The organism is Pseudomonas viciae (assembly GCF_004786035.1).
GTDB lineage: Bacteria > Pseudomonadota > Gammaproteobacteria > Pseudomonadales > Pseudomonadaceae > Aquipseudomonas > Aquipseudomonas viciae.
The window spans coordinates 6,601,020-6,617,704 of the sequence record NZ_CP035088.1 but is presented as its reverse complement, the minus strand read 5'-3'; the positions used below and the strand labels follow the sequence as shown (position 1 = coordinate 6,617,704).

General features: G+C 59.4%; 11 protein-coding genes. 7 read left to right on the top strand and 4 right to left on the bottom strand.

Features of this window, described 5'->3' with window-relative positions:
- The first annotated feature begins 187 nt into the window (after positions 1-187).
- Positions 188-1,054 (top strand): transcriptional regulator HexR, encoded by an 867-nt coding sequence (gene hexR / locus EPZ47_RS29610; protein ID WP_003187110.1) that lies wholly within the window; start codon positions 188-190, stop codon positions 1,052-1,054.
- Between the two features lie 157 nt (positions 1,055-1,211).
- Positions 1,212-1,421, top strand: a complete 210-nt coding sequence (locus EPZ47_RS29605) for a PA3496 family putative envelope integrity protein (protein ID WP_135847877.1) — start codon at positions 1,212-1,214, stop codon at positions 1,419-1,421.
- Here EPZ47_RS29605 and EPZ47_RS29600 read toward each other — a convergent pair.
- A complete protein-coding gene (locus tag EPZ47_RS29600) occupies positions 1,363-2,325 on the bottom strand; it encodes a LysR family transcriptional regulator (protein ID WP_135847876.1) in 963 nt (320 codons plus the stop codon). The two genes, EPZ47_RS29605 and EPZ47_RS29600, sit on opposite strands and share 59 nt — an antisense overlap.
- A gap of 187 nt (positions 2,326-2,512) precedes the next feature.
- Between EPZ47_RS29600 and EPZ47_RS29595 the strand changes: the two genes are divergently transcribed.
- Positions 2,513-3,928, top strand: coding sequence for an acetyl-CoA carboxylase biotin carboxylase subunit (locus tag EPZ47_RS29595; protein ID WP_025216234.1), 1,416 nt, complete (start codon positions 2,513-2,515; stop codon positions 3,926-3,928).
- 12 nt (positions 3,929-3,940) lie between these two features.
- Positions 3,941-5,749 carry a sodium-extruding oxaloacetate decarboxylase subunit alpha gene (gene oadA / locus EPZ47_RS29590; protein ID WP_135847875.1) on the top strand — a complete coding sequence of 603 codons (1,809 nt, stop codon included), beginning with the start codon at positions 3,941-3,943 and terminating at the stop codon, positions 5,747-5,749.
- Between the two features lie 72 nt (positions 5,750-5,821).
- On the opposite strand, the gene EPZ47_RS30560 is transcribed toward oadA, so the two are convergent.
- Complete coding sequence (locus EPZ47_RS30560) at positions 5,822-7,639, bottom strand: autotransporter domain-containing protein (RefSeq protein ID WP_238346698.1); 1,818 nt, start codon at positions 7,637-7,639, stop codon at positions 5,822-5,824.
- 147 nt (positions 7,640-7,786) lie between these two features.
- Here EPZ47_RS30560 and EPZ47_RS29580 point away from each other — a divergent pair, with 147 nt between their 5' ends.
- On the top strand, positions 7,787-8,257 hold the full coding sequence (locus EPZ47_RS29580) for a hypothetical protein (protein WP_135847874.1): 471 nt from the start codon (positions 7,787-7,789) through the stop codon (positions 8,255-8,257).
- 93 nt (positions 8,258-8,350) lie between these two features.
- Here the strand turns inward: EPZ47_RS29580 and EPZ47_RS29575 are convergent, their stop codons facing one another.
- Complete coding sequence (locus EPZ47_RS29575; protein WP_135847873.1) at positions 8,351-9,187, bottom strand: amino acid ABC transporter permease; 837 nt, start codon at positions 9,185-9,187, stop codon at positions 8,351-8,353.
- Positions 9,184-10,005: an ABC transporter substrate-binding protein gene (locus EPZ47_RS29570; RefSeq protein ID WP_135847872.1), complete on the bottom strand. Its 822-nt coding sequence runs from the start codon at positions 10,003-10,005 to the stop codon at positions 9,184-9,186. The genes EPZ47_RS29575 and EPZ47_RS29570 overlap by 4 nt, the downstream gene beginning before the upstream one ends.
- Positions 10,006-10,118: 113 nt before the next feature.
- On the opposite strand from EPZ47_RS29570, the gene EPZ47_RS29565 reads away from it, so the two are divergent.
- Positions 10,119-11,018, top strand: coding sequence for a homocysteine S-methyltransferase family protein (locus EPZ47_RS29565; RefSeq protein ID WP_135847871.1), 900 nt, complete (start codon positions 10,119-10,121; stop codon positions 11,016-11,018).
- A gap of 239 nt (positions 11,019-11,257) precedes the next feature.
- A complete protein-coding gene (locus tag EPZ47_RS29560) occupies positions 11,258-16,609 on the top strand; it encodes a dermonecrotic toxin domain-containing protein (protein ID WP_135847870.1) in 5,352 nt (1,783 codons plus the stop codon).
- Positions 16,610-16,685 lie beyond the last annotated feature (76 nt).

The following is a 16,685-nucleotide window of genomic DNA, read 5'->3' as shown; positions in this document are numbered from 1 at the left end:
TCCAGGGATGAGTGAGTTTTCTCCCTTGTCACAGCCGGCCCGGATGGCTACATGAAGCGCTCTCCGCGAAAACAAGGGGTGGCAAGCTGATTCGGTTACGTATTGGGGCGGGCAAAGAGCCGATTCTTGTAGTATAACTACAAGCTTGCTACATCCCGGCAGCTGCCAATAACAAGAGTCCAGTCCCTTGAACCTGTTGCAACACATCGCCCAGTCACGCCACCTGCTGCGCAAGTCGGAGCTGAAAGTCGCCGATCACGTATTGCTTGATCCTGCGGCCGTGATGCACAGCTCCATGGCTGACCTTGCCCACAGCGTCGGCATCAGCGAACCGACCATCGTGCGTTTCTGCCGGGCCATCGGTTGTTCAGGTTTCCAGGACCTGAAACTCAAGTTGGCGCAAAGCCTTGCGGCCGGTGCAAGCTTTGGCCAGTTTGCGATCCATGAGGACGACTCGGTCGCGGATTACAGCCTGAAAATCTTCGACACGACCTTGCACACGCTGATGGAGGTGCGCGAGAAGCTTGATCCGGTGGCGTTGCAAAAAGCCGTCACGGCGATGTCCCAGGCCCAGCGTGTCGAATTCTATGGCTTCGGTGCTTCGGGCGCGGTGGCGGCCGATGCCCAGCACAAGTTTTTCCGCTTGCTGCTCACGGCAGCGGCCTATTCCGACCCGCACATGCAGGCGATGTCGGCGGTGACGTTGAAGCCCACCGATGTGGCGATCTGCATCTCCCAATCGGGGCGTTCCAAAGACTTGTTGATCACCGCCAACCTGGTGCGCGAAAGCGGTGCCTCGCTGATTACCTTGTGCCCAAGCCAGACGCCATTGGCCGAGCTCTCGACGGTTAACCTGGCCATCGACGTACATGAAGACACCGAAATCTACACGCCGCTGACCTCGCGCATCGCGCACCTGGTGGTGATCGATGTGCTGGCGATGGGCGTCGCCATGGCGCGCGGCCCGAGCCTGGTCAACCATCTCAAGAGCGTGAAGCGCAGCCTTCGTAGCCTGCGGCTGTCGCCCAAGTCGGTAAAAGCGTTGGACGACTGATGCCCAAGTCCTGAGGTCGAGGGCTTTTGTGGCGAGGGAGCTTGCTCCTCGCTACAGGGGGCATTTGCGAATTCATCGTTCTGTAACGCTCGCGCCGCCAAACCGTCATCGCATGCCTTCATCGTAAAGCTCCCGTATACGTCTTGGGAGACTCGACATGACCCAGTCCTACGAAGAACGCAGCGCCGTCAAAACCCGTCGTCAGCAGGAAGACCAGCGCCGCATGGCGTTTCGTCGTGCGATCGAAGACCGCTACGAGCAGCGTCAGCTCCTGGCAGAAATCAGCGAATTCCCCGACGCGGCAGAGTTCAACTACTGGCAGGCATCGCCGGCGGCTTCCCGTCGAAACGCTCAACCAGGCCAATGATCTGAGCGCGTTCACCGCGAACGAATGCCAGGAAGGCATGAGCCACCGGTGACAAGCGTTTTGCTCGGGCCTGTACCAGGCACCAACTGCGGTACAGCGGCAGTTCCTCCACCGGCAACTCGATGAGTGCGCCGGACGACAGCTCCCGGCTCACGGCGTGGCGCGTCAACAGCGCCACGCCCAGCCCGGCCACCACGCATTCGCGTTGGGCCTCGGCCGATGCCACTTCCAGTGTCTGGGTAAAGTGCACCCGTTTCTCCTTGAAATACTCCTCACAGGCCTGCCGCGTGCCTGACCCTGGTTCGCGCAGCAGCAGCGTATACGGCTCCAGATCCTGCAGGCGCAGCGGGCCCATATGGCACAGCGGATGATCGGGCGGTGCCACGGCTACGATCGGATTGTTGAGAAACGGCAAGAACTCCAGCCCCATGTCCTGAGGCACCATGGACATGATGACCAGGTCATCACGGTTGTCCGAAAGTCGTCGAATGACCTGCCCGCGATTGACCACCGTGAGGTTGAGGTTGACCTCCGGATGTTGGCGCTTGAACGCGGCGAACAGGTGCGGCACGAAATACTTGGCGCTGGACTCCACTGCAAGCTTGAGCTGCCCTTGCAGCGAACCCTGCATGTCCGAGAGCTGCATGTCGAGGTTTTCCAGGCGCCCGAAGATGTCCCGGCTGGCGCGTTGCAGCGCTTCGGCGGCTTCGGTCATGTAGAGTTTTTTGCCAACGTATTCGAACAGTGGCTGGCCAATCAGCTCTTCAAGGGATCGAATCTGTAGGCTAACGGCCGGTTGTGTGAGAGACATTTCGTCAGCTGCACGGCTGTAGGACCTCAGGTCGCACACCTCGTTGAAAATCTGCAATTGACGCAATGTCATACGCATCAATGACTTACGCATTGTCTAAACACTCGAGAGCGAAGCGGGTAGCGCAACTATAAGTCTTTACTTATGCACGACCCAATAAATATTCATTTTTGTTAATCCCCAGCCAGGACTAGTGTGGAGCTGCGACCAATTGTTACATCTGGTCACGCGTCGGCCTGGACACCAGGTCGTGGTACCACCGGCTCAAGGGAACCTCCAATTGATAACAAAGATCCTGATCGCCAACCGTGGTGAGATTGCCGTTCGAATCGTGCGCGCGTGCGCCGAGATGGGCATTCGCTCGGTCGCGGTCTATTCCGACGCTGACCGCCATGCCTTGCATGTCAAGCGTGCGGACGAGGCCCACAGCATCGGCGCCGATCCGCTGGCCGGCTATCTCAACCCGCGAAAACTGGTGAACCTGGCGGTGGAAACCGGCTGCGATGCATTGCACCCCGGTTACGGCTTCCTTTCGGAAAATGCCGAGCTGGCAGACATCTGTGCCGAACGCGGAATCAAATTCATTGGCCCGTCGGCGGAAGTCATTCGCCGCATGGGCGACAAGACCGAAGCACGCCGCAGCATGATCAAGGCCGGTGTGCCGGTTACGCCAGGTACCGAAGGCAACGTGTCGGGCATCGAAGAAGCCCTGACCGAAGGTGACCGCATTGGTTATCCGGTGATGCTCAAGGCCACCTCCGGTGGCGGCGGTCGTGGTATCCGTCGCTGCAACAGCCGTGAAGAACTCGAACAGGCCTTCCCGCGGGTCATCTCCGAAGCGACCAAGGCGTTCGGCTCGGCGGAAGTGTTCCTGGAAAAATGCATCGTCAATCCCAAGCACATTGAGGCGCAGATCCTCGGTGACAGCTTCGGTAACGTGGTGCATCTGTTCGAGCGTGACTGCTCGATCCAGCGGCGCAACCAGAAGCTGATCGAAATCGCCCCCAGCCCGCAACTGACACCCGAGCAACGCGCCTACATCGGCGATTTGTCGGTGCGCGCCGCCAAGGCGGTGGGCTACGAGAACGCCGGCACCGTGGAGTTCCTGCTCGCCGAGGGCGAGGTGTACTTCATGGAGATGAACACCCGGGTGCAGGTGGAACACACCATCACCGAAGAAATCACCGGTATCGACATTGTCCGCGAACAGATCCGCATCGCCTCCGGGCTGCCGCTGTCGGTCAAGCAGGAAGACATTCTGCACCGTGGTTTTGCGTTGCAATTTCGGATCAACGCCGAGGACCCGAAAAACAACTTCCTGCCCAGCTTCGGCAAGATCACCCGCTACTACGCCCCTGGCGGCCCGGGCGTGCGCACCGATACGGCGATCTACACCGGCTACACCATTCCACCGTTCTACGATTCGATGTGCCTGAAACTGGTGGTCTGGGCGTTGACATGGGAAGAAGCCATGGACCGTGGCTTGCGGGCTTTGGACGACATGCGCCTGCAAGGGGTCAAGACCACCGCCGCGTATTACCAGGAGATCCTGCGCAATCCGGAATTTCGCAGCGGCCAGTTCAATACCAGCTTCGTCGAAAGCCATCCTGAACTGACCAACTACTCGATCAAGCGCAAACCCGAAGAGCTGGCCCTGGCCATCGCCGCCGCCATTGCCGCCCACGCAGGCCTGTAAGGAAGTATGACCATGTCCAAGAAGATCTTTGTTACCGACACAATCCTGCGCGACGCCCACCAATCGCTGCTTGCCACCCGCATGCGCACCGAAGACATGCTGCCGATTTGCGACAAGCTCGACAAAGTCGGCTATTGGTCGCTGGAAGTCTGGGGCGGCGCGACGTTCGATGCCTGCGTGCGCTTCCTGAAGGAAGACCCGTGGGAACGCCTGCGCCAACTGCGTGCGGCGCTGCCCAACACCCGCCTGCAAATGCTGCTGCGCGGCCAGAACCTGCTGGGCTATCGCCATTACAGCGATGACGTGGTCAAGGCGTTCGTGGCCAAGGCTGCGGTCAACGGCATTGATGTGTTCCGTATTTTCGATGCGATGAACGACGTGCGTAACCTGCGGGTTGCCATCGAAGCGGTAAAGGCCGCTGGCAAGCACGCCCAGGGCACCATCGCCTACACCACCAGCCCGGTGCACACCATTGAAGCTTTCGTGGCCCAAGCCAAACAGATGGAAGCCATGGGTTGCGACTCAGTGGCGATCAAGGACATGGCCGGCCTGCTGACCCCATACGCCACTGGCGAGCTGGTGAAGGCACTGAAGACCGAGCAGTCGTTGCCGGTATTCATCCATTCCCATGACACCGCCGGCCTGGCCGCGATGTGCCAGCTCAAGGCGATCGAAAACGGCGCCGATCACATCGATACCGCCATCTCCAGCTTCGCCTGGGGCACCAGCCATCCGGGCACCGAATCGATGGTCGCGGCCCTCAAGGGCAGCGAGTTCGACACCGGCCTGAATCTGGAATTGCTCCAGGAAATCGGCCTGTATTTCTATGCCGTGCGCAAAAAGTACCACCAGTTCGAAAGCGAGTTCACCGCGGTGGACACCCGGGTCCAGGTCAACCAGGTACCGGGCGGGATGATTTCCAACCTGGCCAACCAGTTGAAAGAGCAGGGTGCGCTGAACCGGATGAACGAAGTGCTGGCGGAAATTCCGCGAGTGCGCGAAGACCTCGGCTTCCCGCCGTTGGTGACCCCGACCTCGCAGATCGTCGGTACCCAGGCGTTTTTCAACGTGTTGGCCGGCGAGCGCTACAAGACCATCACCAATGAAGTGAAGCTCTACTTGCAGGGCGGCTACGGCAAGGCGCCGGGTTTGGTCAATGAGAAGCTGCGCCGTCAGGCCATCGGCAGCGAAGACGTGATCGACGTGCGTCCGGCTGACCTGCTCAAGCCGGAAATGACCAAGCTGCGCGGCGAGATCGGCGCGCTGGCCAAATCCGAAGAAGACGTACTGACCTACGCCATGTTCCCGGACATCGGGCGCAAGTTCCTCGAAGAACGCGAAGCCGGCACCCTGACGCCAGAAGTGCTGTTGCCAATTCCTGAGGCGGGCAGTGTGAGCTCGGCGGGCGGCGAAGGTGTGCCGACCGAGTTCGTCATCGACGTTCACGGCGAAACCTACCGCGTTGATATCACCGGTGTGGGCGTCAAGGCCGAAGGCAAGCGTCACTTCTACCTGTCCATCGACGGCATGCCCGAAGAGGTCGTGTTCGAACCGCTCAATGAATTTGTCGGCGGCGGCAGCAGCAAGCGCAAGCAAGCCACTGCGCCGGGCCACGTCAGCACCACCATGCCGGGCAACATCGTTGATGTGCTGGTCAAGGAGGGCGACGTGGTGAAGGCCGGCCAAGCGGTGCTCATCACCGAAGCCATGAAGATGGAAACCGAAGTGCAGGCGGCCATCGCCGGCAAGGTCACCGCTATTCATGTGGCCAAGGGCGACCGGGTCAATCCGGGCGAGATCCTGATCGAGATCGAAGGCTGAGTTAACAGCCTCGATACAACCTTTTAACCTCGGGGGGGCATGTGCTCCCCTTTTTTTTTGCCCGCCAAATGGTCAGAACATCATTCGCCATTGACCCATCAGAGCACTGTTGCGGTTGTCCTGACCGGTTTCGCCTTTATAGCTCACCCCCAATGTGTGCCGAGACGAAACAGCCAGGTCCAGCCCTGTTTCAAAGAGCAGGCTGTCACGGTCCAGTTCGACGCCTTCGACGGTATACGTGTTGCCTGCGCCGGCCAGGCGCTGGCGGGACGTGCCCCGGGTCTTGCCGTATAGGTGTTTCCAACCGAGATTCAAGCGGGGAGTCAGTTGCATACCTTGATCAAGAGGGAAGGCCCGGTCGAGGCGTAGGCCCACGTTGCTGTTGTAGTTGTCCTGGGTTTGGCCATTGAATCGCAGCGCCGCGTCGCCACCTTTCTCTGTGTAGCGATCACGTTGGTAGCGTTGGTAGCCCAGTTGGAGATAAGGCTCGATATCGACATGACCGACGTCCAGGTTGTAGCCGATTTGCCCAAAGACCTGCTGCGTGTTGGCATCGTACCGCCCCTTGAGGCGATCGCTGAAACCGTTAAAGGCCACCTGGCGCTTGGTACTGCCGTCATGATTGCCGTGAACGGCGCCCAGGCGCAGCGCCAGCGGTCCGTCCTGGCGCACGGCGTAGGCGCCCACATGCCAACTGTCGAGTCGGCCATCGAAGCGGTGACTGTCCAGCCGTGTCTGGGTCTTGCTGCCGATTATCCCCAGACGCCAATCAGGGCTGACAGCCCAATCGGTCCCCAGCATCAGACCTTTGGTCGAATGCTTCAGGGCATAGCTGCCCAATTGCTTCCCGATGCGCCCGCTGTTGCCGATGGCCTGCACCCAGACTTGGCCGTCGGTATGTACGTTCTCCGGGTTTTTCTGGCCCATGGCTGAGAGCATGCCGGTGCCGATTGGCGTGACGCTGCTCAAGGTGGCATTGCCCAGGTCCGCCGTGTTGTAGCCGCTTAGTTGGTCGATGGCATCGGCGGCGGTCGCCATGTTGGTGCCGAGCAGGGCGTTGATGGCTTTGTTAGGTTTCGCGGCTGGCTTGGAGGCTTGCAATTGGCCGAGGGGTTTTGATGCGGCACCGGGGATTTCTGGTGGCTCGGCGGGTTTGTGTGAGGTGTCTACGACCTTCGTTTTGCTGGCGTCGGCGGCGCTAGTCATATCGCTGCCGAGCAGGACGTTGATGGCTTTGTTGGGTTTTGTTTCTGGCTTGGCAGCGTGCAATTGGCCGACGGGTTTTGATGCGGCACGGGTGATTTCTGGCGGTTCAGCGGGCTCGTTTGTTGGGGCCTCGGTTTTTGGGTTGGCTGCAAGTGCCTGTGCGACGGGGGGGACATCAATGGGTTCGGCTGGTTTGGCCGGTAGCGGCTCTTCGATACTGGCCGTAAATGCTCGCCCGTTATCGGAAGTGGCTGCTTCCTTGAGTGGGACATCGTTGCGGGCATAAGTCAGGCTGACTTGCGTATCGGTGGGGGTCAGCGTCGCCGTCATGAATGCAAGCTTGCTGGAAACCGTGCCGAACGCTCCTTCGATCGTCCTCGCACGGATGACGGTGTGCTCGCGCGCCTCAATGTATTCGCCTGGCACGCCGGCAACTGTCAGCGTCGCGTTGTTCAGGAACGCGGTGCCTTCAACGTTGATCGTGGAGCTACCGCCATCTGCATTAACCCCGTAGATCAGCTCGGCAGTCTCCGCCAACGAGAAATCCTTGGTAATGGAGGGTGCGCCCATTTCGGGACCGACTTCCAACTGGCCCGCGACACTCAAGAGCTCCACTGTCCCATTGCCGCTGAAGCTGGCCTTCTCACGCACTTCCACGTGACCGGCCATTCCTGAGTTCATCATGTGGGCGCCTGGCTCGACAATTACACGATTGGGCACCACTCCCTTGTTATCCAGCTTGCCGAGAACCCCTAGCTGTCCGTCGATTCGGCCAGTGTTGATCAACGTGGTGTCCGGCTCGATCACTCCCCAGCCAGCGAAACTCCCGGTGTGCTGCCATTCGCCTGTGGCAACCTGCAAAGCTATGAAGTTGCGGGTTTCAGCCAATATTGGATGTTTGGCGGCATCAAGTCGCAGAACGTTTTTTCCACCGCCGCCATCAATGATTCCGGGGAATTTTCCATTTCCGCTGATGATGACCAAGTCATTTTTGCCAGTCCATTTCGCGTCGCCTTTGCGGGAAGTGTTGGCATTTTGCTGCTTGGTGTCCGCAGCGTCGGAGAAGGCCTTGAGGCGCTCTTGTTGCTCGGCGGTTGTGGGGATCTCGGCTGGTTGCTGAGCCATCGAAACATCGACGCAACCAAGCGCCAAGGCGACTGCCAGGGCAAGGTGTTGGGGTGGGTAAAAGTGTTGAATAGACATCGAATGCGGCCTCTCTTGAAAGGAGTCCGCACTTTAAAAATTCCACCCCAGGCCACGATGCCAGCTAACGCCACGCCTTGGGCAAGACACAGCAGATGAAATCTGTAGGCTGGTCGTGTTGCGATCCAGACATCGTCGCGTTGGCTTCCACGACCTGAAGCTTCGCCCTACAACTTCTTCGGATCTGTCCTGTCAGCTGCGCTTGAGATACGCCTTCCCATAATGCCGCTCCATCCGCGCCTGAATCAGCTCCAGCGCAATGGACATCAACCAGTAAATGATCGCCGCCGTCGTCAGCATCTCGATATAGCGATAGCTGGAACGACCGTAGGATTGCGCCAGGAACATCACTTCCCAGACGCCCATCACCGAGATCAGTGAGGAGTCCTTGAGCATCGAGATGAACTGGTTGGTGGTCGGCGGGATGATGGTGCGCATGGCCTGGGGCAGGGTGACGCGCCAGAAGATCACGGTTTCGCTCAAGCCCAGCGCCAGCGAGGCTTCGCGCTGGCCGTGGGGGACGCCGAGGATGCCGGCGCGGAAGATTTCGCTCAGGTAGGCGCCGTAGTTCAGTGACAGGGCGATGATCCCGGCGGCGATGGCGCCCGGGACCACGCCCAGTTGTGGCAGGCCCAGGTAGATCAGCAGGATCTGGATCAGCAGCGGCGTGCCGCGAAAGAACGATGCGTAGAAGCTGGCGATGCCGAACGCCACCGCGCTGTTGGACAGCCGCGCCAGGGCGGTGATGAAGCCCAGCAATGACGACGCGACGATGGAGCACAGGCACAGAAACAGCGTCAGCACCGCGCCTTGCAGAAAGCCGTTGGGGGCCAGGTGCATGCCGAGCAGGTTCGGCAGTTTGTCGAGGATGATGGAGAACTTCAGGTCGAAGCTCAGGAAGAAACTCGCGAACAGCACCAGCATCGCCGCCCAGGTCAGGTACAGCCGGGTGCGAAAGCCGAAGATTTTTTGCAGACGCGACTCAGCCACCGGGTGCGGTGGCCGAGACGGAGACGGAAAAGAGGTCATTGGGTGATGTCGGCGCCGATCCATTTCTGCGAGAGTTTGCTCAAGGTGCCGTCCTGTTTCAACTGCGCGAAGACTTCACGCACCTTGGCGTTCCACTGGGCGTCGCCCTTTTCGATGGCCACCGAGTTCGGTTCGGAATAGAGCGCCTCGCCCGCCAGTTTGAAGCGCTTGTCTTCGGTCAGGCGCGGCTGCGCGGTCACCAGGTTGGTCAGCACCGCATCCAAACGCACCCCGGCGCCCAGGCCAAGGTCCTGGAACGCTACGTTGTCGGTGTCGTACGGGGCGATCTGCACGTTCTCGAAGGGATAGCTCAGGCGGGTGTCTTCAGCGCCTTCGATCACCAGGTTCTTGTTCAGGTAACTCTCGTAGCTGGAGGCGCTGGTGAGGCCGACTTTCTTGCCGCTCAGGTCTTTGGCGCCGTGGATGCTATCGTCCTTGGCGTTGACCACGATCACCGCTGGCGAGGCGTAATACTGCACCGGGAAATCGAACACTTCGGCGCGCGCCTTGCTCGGCGTCATGGAGCAGATGCAGATGTCATAGCGTCCGCTCCAGTGCCCGGCAGCGATCACGTCCCAGGACGGTGTTTCCAGGCGCAGCTTCACGCCCAGCTTTTCAGCGACCGCTTTGGCGACATCTACGTCAAAACCGTCGAGCTGGTTCTGATCGTTCAGGAACGAGAAGGGCGGGTAGCTTTCCATCAACACACCGACCAGTTCTTTTTTCTGTTCGATGCGATCCAGGGTGGTGCCGGCGAAGGCTTGCGACGAAGCGGCCAGCAGGGTCAGGCCCAGGGCCAGCAATGGTTGTAGTTTCACGTGAAGTCCCTGGTAGAAAAATAAGTTGTAGTTAGCCGATTGGTGCGTATTAAATAGTTATAAGAACAACTCCGGTAGTGAGTATTTTTCATAAGCTTATGAGTGAATCGCATATGGGCTCAGCAACGACAGTCATTCTCGATGGCGGCATGGGCCGCGAACTGCAACGCCGGGGCGCGCCGTTCCGACAGCCCGAGTGGTCGGCCCTGGCCTTGAGCGAAGCGCCTCAGGCCGTAGAGGCCGTGCATGCAGCCTACATCGCCAGCGGCGCCCATGTAATCACCAGCAACAGCTACGCCGTAGTGCCGTTTCACATTGGTGAAGCGCGCTTCGCTGCAGAAGGCCAGGCCCTGGCCGCGCTGGCGGGAGAGCTGGCGCGGCGGGCGGTGCAAGCTTCAGGCAAAGCGGTACGGGTTGCCGGGTCGCTGCCGCCGTTGTTCGGTTCCTATCGTCCGGATCTGTTCGACGCTTCCCGCGCCAGTGAATTGCTCGCGCCATTGGTGACCGGCCTGGCGCCCCATGTCGATCTGTGGCTGGCCGAAACCCAAAGCTCGACGGTCGAAGCGCGGGCGATTCACGCCGGGCTGCCCAAGGACGGCAAGCCGTTCTGGCTGTCGTTTACCTTGAAAGATGAAGACACCGATGAAGTGCCGCGCCTGCGTTCCGGTGAACCGGTGGCGGACGCTGCGGTGGTCGCGGCCGAGCTGGGTGTCGAAGTGCTGCTGTTCAACTGCAGCCAGCCGGAAGTGATCGGCGCGGCGATTGATGCCGCGCGGGAAACCTTCGAGCGCCTGGGGGTGAAGATCCACATCGGTGCCTACGCCAACGCCTTCCCGCCGCAACCGAAGGAAGCGACGGCCAACGACGGCCTGGACCCGCTGCGCGAAGACCTCGATCCACCGGGCTACCTGCAGTGGGCGGCGGATTGGCAGCAGCGTGGAGCCAGTCATCTGGGTGGCTGCTGCGGGATCGGGCCGGAGCATATTGCGGTGTTGGCGCAAAAGCTGATCTGAATCTTGATGTGAAATACTCCTGTGGCGAGGGAGCTTGCTCCCGCTCGGTTGCGCAGCAACCACAAAATCCTTGGGGCCGCTGCGCAGCCCACGGGGATAAATCCCCTCGCCACAGCACTCGCTGAAATTCGGGCTTACGCTTTTCCCCGAGTCCTCTAGCCTCCGCTATACATATGTATGTCATTTGCGCTCGAACGGCGCGATAGGGTCCCAGCCCTGATCACAACCGGGACACTTAAATGACGGTCTTCTCTGAACATGAACATGGCGCGCCTTCTGTCGTGCCCTTGAAACCCCTCACCCTGTTATCCAACGGTCTTCGATTCCAACCGCATGCCTTTGCCGATCAATGGCTGGGCCAGTGGGGCCTTGTTGGCGACGCGCCAGTGATGGTCACTTATCAAGAGGTCGAGACCGAAGAGTCGGCCGCGATCAGTCAGCGCACATCGGTGCCGTTGCGTGACGCCGTGACACAAGGCTTTTTGATCGCCCACCAAAGCCGGGTCTATCCCTCCGGCCATTCGCCACGTGAGGGCTGGATTTATCCACATCGAAGCCATATGTCCCTGGACTTCTCGTCGCTGCGGGTCAACGGTAAAGCCCTTTCGCCAGACGTCTTGCAGCAGTTGCAAACGGGCATTGCCCCCGGCTACCAGGGCACGGGCCAGCCCGTTGTCACCGAGGTGGATGCCCAAGGCAATCTGCTCAGTGTCCGTGGCAAAGAACAAGTTCGGCAGTTGGCACTGCTGGACAGCAATCAGGTGAAACTGGCGCGTTTGTTCGCCGGCCTGCCCACGTTCGACTCGGTGCTCAAGAGCCTGCTGATCGGCAAGCTCAAGATAAAGATCGCCGAGACGAAATTTCGCCCATCACTGCTTGAGCATATCGATCCGGATCATTGGTATGTGAACCACTTCCGTATCGACGCCGTCGGCGGACGTTCATTGATCGCCTCGCAGAGTTTTACCGATGTTCTATTGAGCTGTCTGGCGACGGACACACCGCCGACGTACTCGGTCGGTGGCGTGGGGTTCTTCACCCGTCCGGATGCCGTGGAAGAGGCGGACAGCGTATTTGCCAGCCCGGTGGACAGGAAAGTCCTGGCGGCCATGGAGGCGGTCTTCTATATCGCCCAACCCACAACCAATGACAGCCTGAAACGTCAGTTTCGTGACGATTTCATCACCTTTCGCCGTAACAAGCACTGGGGCGACTCGCTCGAGACCTCAACCCCGTCTACCGCTGAAGCGGCCCTCGCTCATTTGTTGTCCCGACGATTCCTGCACCTTTTCGACCTGTACAAGGCCGATCGGGATTCAGGCATTGCGTTAACCCAAAGTGAACGAAGCCAGCAGGGTGAAGAAGATCGCCTGTTGGACCTCATCACGACCCATCCGGGCATGGCGGACAGAAACCGCTTGTTGCGAACGCCCATTCCCCATGTCTACGCCGTCATGCTCGATATGGGCAGCGCGACCGTGCAGAAATGGCCCGCTGCAATGGTGATCAAACGCACGGATCAACCTTCATTGTTTCTCTACTCCTTGGAAGGGGGCATACAGCGCTTCCATTCTTTCCAGGCGTTGGTCAATCAAGTAAGCCCTACCTACGACGGGCAGAAACGCACGATCCGGGATATTTCCTCTGAATTGTCCGGACATGTTTTTGAAGTGGCGGCAGATGACCTGCTGCAGATCCAAGGCACCGCCCTGGAAACGTATCTGAATGCTCCGCAAAACGAGACGGTCGCTTTGGCGGCCTTTGCGCTGAATGTTGAAGATGCGCTGGATTTACCCATGTTGTCGCTTGCCGGCCCGCTGGCTGTCCGTCAGGAAGTCCTGGTTGAAAACAGTCGCCCGGATTTCTACAAGCGCGCGGCTGGTTCGGAGCAATCGACCTATCGCAACTTGGAAAAACAGGTCTTGGAAGCGGCCTATGAACTGGGTGCCCGCGATGTCCAGACGCTGTGGCAGTTCACCCGCCAGAAGGTCAAACACTACCTTCAACAAACGGTGCACCCGGGCATCGATCCAGATCCGGACAAGTGCCTGGTCACGTTTTCCTTCGGGGAAAGTGCCAGCTCAAGGCAGTTCCGTACCTCCAGCTTGACTCAGTTGATGCTCGATAACTTGCGTCCGACTCAGTACCCCAATGCCCTGCGGGAAGTGCAGGCGGTCTATGTTGTCGACCAGGATGGGCAACGTATCCGGCATCCGGCCAACGGTTATTTCGTCACGTTGACCGGGCGCGAATTGGCCCGGATGGTGACGAGCATCGATGCCGGAGGAAGCTACCAAACCCTGCTCGGCAAGGAGATGAACAAGCCGGACTACAAGAAGGCCTGGCAAACGGCGTATCTGGCCAACATGAAATTCAAAGGTTACGAAGCCGCGCTCAGGGGCAATGAAGTGTTCAAGAGTACTGTGCTCGATACGGCCTGTACTCCACCGAAGCCGTGCAAGCGCCTCGCGCTCTGGCTGGATGCGGTCCTGCGCTCACCGACGGCGCAGACACGCCCCCTGGTCTTGGGGCGACGGGTGCATGTCCATGGTCTTCTGCTTGGCGGTAGCGTGGGCGCTGGAGAGCAGCATGGAAGGATGAGCAATGCGCTCAGCATCGATGGCCCGCTGATCTTTTCCGATCAGGAAGGGCCGGACATCAAGGGAACGGTTGGCGTTTATTTTCCAGACAGCCCCGAGGGCGACGACTTCCATGAGTTTGCCGATCTGAGCGATGGCGTGGCAGGGCTTTTGCCACGAGAGGAATGGCAGGCGTATTTCCGTTCGCGCATTGCCACCAGCGATCCTGAAGAGATCAAACGTACCCTGGGGCAGCGAGGCGGCCGCCCGCTGATTCGTGGCACGTTGATCAGCGGCGATCTGCTGGAGGCCCTTCACCGGGCGCACGCCAACTTCCACAGTGCGCATGCCGACCATCGCTCCACTAGCAACCTGGATGTTCATTATCAAACGCTCGGCAGGTTTGGACAGGTGGCGGTCGAGATTGCCTTGGAACTGGCGACGATGTTCCTGGCCCCCGGTTTCCAGATGCTCAAGAGCATCATCAAGACCGGCCTGTTGATATCCAGGACCGGTTCTATCCCGCTGAACCTGAAAACCCTGGCATTCGTGCACACCGTGGCCAACCACGGAGGCTGGCGCCTGGTCCGAAACGTGACGCTTGCGCCACGAGGCCAATCCTCTTTCCGGACGCTGACGGCTCGCCAAACCCAGGACGAGGCACTGACGGGGCTGCCGTTGGAGGCGGCGGTCTACCGATCCTATGCCGTTTCGGATACCTCGGTGATACAAGGACTGACAGCGGACGCACGCGGCTTTTATCGCACGACAGTCAGCGATATGGCCACCGGCCGGGTTATTGCTCGCCCGGTCTATGTGCGACAACCTGATGGCACCGTGTTCCGGGTGCATGACCATACGAAGTTGAACGCAACCGAGGCCACGCTGGTGGACCCTGTTACCGGATTGAACATCCGCTCTGTCGGGGTGATGAGAAGTACGGTGGCGCGGCTGCCCAATGGCGAGTGGCGCGCCGTGGGATTTGGCCGGGGCGGCGGCAAACGCCCGGCGGATACGCCTGCCCAACCGGGCCCTTCAAAGAAGCCTGCCCTATCGGTTTCCGCTGTTTCCAATTCGATACGCACGCCGGGCACTTGGAACAATCGGATCATGGACCTGGTGCCGTCAATCATGACGCGTCTGGCGATCTGGCCACAAAACCGCAGCTTGCTGATCATTGATGAAATATCCGCGGGACGTGCCTGGTCGGTACGTTTTACCCCTGGGCAACATGAAACGATTTATCCGGTGGCCGAGCATCCGGATAGAGCGGACACAGATGTCGTTTTGAGACGAACCGGTCATAGCCATTACAGTTTGCTCTTGGGTGAGCGCGTAGTGGAGTTCGAGGCCGATGGTGATTGCTTATTCAATACCTTGTCGGCGGGGTTGAATGAAGGGCAGGCCCAGGAGACGTTCACGATGCAGGGGCTGCGTGATGCGGCAGCCGATCATGTCGATCAACATCCGGAGTTGAGTCAATATGTGGCGCCCCCAGTCTCCGACATCCAGCAAGCGCTCTTCGAGAGTGCGCCGTCGCTGGTCAATCTCCTGGACAATTCGGCGGTGTTCGATCTTACCCGGATCATTTACGGCACGCCCAACCCGCATCGCTTGTTCCAACCGACCTTGGATTACCTGGACCTGCAGGTAAAAAGGACTATTCGGACGGCAATCACTGAGGCGCCAGGGACTAAGTTACCCCCCGAGATCCTGCAGGAAGTTGGCCGCCTGGTGTCGCCCCGGTCCCCGGCCAATCTGATGGCGAACACCAGCGCCCCTTTTTCCGCGCAGGAAAAAGTCACCATGCAGCGACTGTTCGAGGACATCCTGCTGGGGCCGGTCGATGATCAGAACATCCTCCAACTGCTCAATAACAAGTACCTGCTGGTTTCCAGAGACGTGGCTCATATCATGCTGGAGTATGGGGTCACCGCCCGGCAGTTGCTCGGTCATCATCCCCGCAATAGCCTGGGCTATGTCAGGTACGATGAAGAGTTGCACGGCCATCTGGACGCGGATGCGATTGAAGAGCTGCTGGACGGTGCCCATCTCGTGGATCGCAATGATTTGGATGACGCAAAAGACCTGCTGATGCGTGTTCGGGGCAGGTTCGTCGATGACGATGCTGAGCTGTTCGATCAGTTCATGTATGCCGACAGGGTCGAGCGGACCGTTGATTTACTCAGAACGGCCCTTGGGCGTTTCCCTGTTTTGCGGCGGCGGGTCGATATTATCCTGAGATCCCCCGTTATCATTCACAACCTCGGGGGCATGTTGCCCGTGAGTGAGATCGCGAGGTTGATCCGTAATCCGGCGCTCTCCGACAGGCGCTTTGAACTCATCGCCGCGTATGCAGACGCCCGTTATGGCGAACTGGAGCGTACGGGGCGCATCGACCTCGACTGGATGCAGGTGTTCGATGATCGGAACCTGCAAAGCATCATCACTTATCAAGATAATCTGACGGCGTTCATGAGGTTCCTGGGCGGAGCGCGGCAGAACATCGAGAGCATAGACGTGCCTGCCGTCGCAAAGCTGTTCAGCCCTCCAGGGCAGTCGCCTTCCAATGCCCGGGCGGCCCTCCTGTTCAATACCCCGGGTTTATTGGGGAACCTCATGCGCCTGCCCCCCGATTACGCCATGCAGATCTGGCTTGACCTGATTGGGCCGCACTTTAGCGATGCGACTATTCGGCAGGCGCTTGGACGACCGGGGTCGCTGCGTACTGGACTGGATTTTGGATTGGCATTAAGGGACAGCCTGGGAGCAGAAGAAGCCCGTGCGAATCGGATTGTTCAACACCTGCTTTCCGTCAGCCAGCGTCGGGCCCAGCTCTATCTCTACAACTTTGACTTCCCCACTAACCGCTTGGGGCATAGCCGTCTGGATTTTGCCGTGTACTTGGAAAGTCATCTGAGCATCCCGGCCTGGGCCTGGCAGTATGCGCGGCGAGGCGTGACCCCTGACTCGCTCAAGCAGTTTGGTGAGATGAAGCCGAAATTGGAGTGATTTGACGGTTGGCAGGTGACGAATTCGTCGCCTGCTTAATCGCCATCGCGAGCAAGCCCGCTCCCACAAGGGGTTG

Coding starts and splice junctions, on each gene's coding strand:
- EPZ47_RS29605 (WP_135847877.1), top strand. CDS start 1,212: ATGACCCAGTCCTACGAAGAACGCAGCGCCGTCAAAACCCGTCGTCAG.
- EPZ47_RS29600 (WP_135847876.1), bottom strand. CDS start 2,325: ATGCGTAAGTCATTGATGCGTATGACATTGCGTCAATTGCAGATTTTC.
- oadA (WP_135847875.1), top strand. CDS start 3,941: ATGTCCAAGAAGATCTTTGTTACCGACACAATCCTGCGCGACGCCCAC.
- EPZ47_RS30560 (WP_238346698.1), bottom strand. CDS start 7,639: ATGATGAACTCAGGAATGGCCGGTCACGTGGAAGTGCGTGAGAAGGCC.
- EPZ47_RS29575 (WP_135847873.1), bottom strand. CDS start 9,187: ATGACCTCTTTTCCGTCTCCGTCTCGGCCACCGCACCCGGTGGCTGAG.
- EPZ47_RS29565 (WP_135847871.1), top strand. CDS start 10,119: ATGGGCTCAGCAACGACAGTCATTCTCGATGGCGGCATGGGCCGCGAA.
- EPZ47_RS29560 (WP_135847870.1), top strand. CDS start 11,258: ATGACGGTCTTCTCTGAACATGAACATGGCGCGCCTTCTGTCGTGCCC.